We start from the raw sequence: 312 nt of genomic DNA on the forward strand, positions 1-312 counted from the left end.
GAGTTGCAGCACGGTGAACTGGTCCTGCTCCCAGCCGAGCGCTTCCCGTGCTGCAACTCGGCCGCCTCGTCGAGCGCAAGGGCATCGACAACGTGGTGCGCGGTGTGGGCGTGCTGAAGAAGGCTTTCAGGGCGTCGGCGCGACTGTATGTGGTGGGCGGCAACTCGGACGCGCCCAATGAAAAGGCCACGCCGGAAATCGCGCGTTTGCGCGGCATCGCACGCGAATGTGGCGTGGCGGAGCAGACGCACTTTGTCGGCCGGCGCGGGCGCGCGCAACTGCGCTACTACTACAGCGCGGCCGACGTGTTCG

Annotated in this window: 1 protein-coding gene; it reads left to right on the forward strand. The window is 67.3% G+C overall.

The window, feature by feature from the left end:
- Window positions 1-47: 47 nt before the first annotated feature.
- Window positions 48-312 (forward strand): glycosyltransferase (locus EN824_RS34255; RefSeq protein ID WP_245521087.1); only part of this gene is annotated, 265 nt, incomplete at its 3' end.

This window comes from Mesorhizobium sp. M8A.F.Ca.ET.181.01.1.1, from assembly GCF_004792025.1.
In the GTDB taxonomy this organism is placed as follows: domain Bacteria; phylum Pseudomonadota; class Alphaproteobacteria; order Rhizobiales; family Rhizobiaceae; genus Mesorhizobium.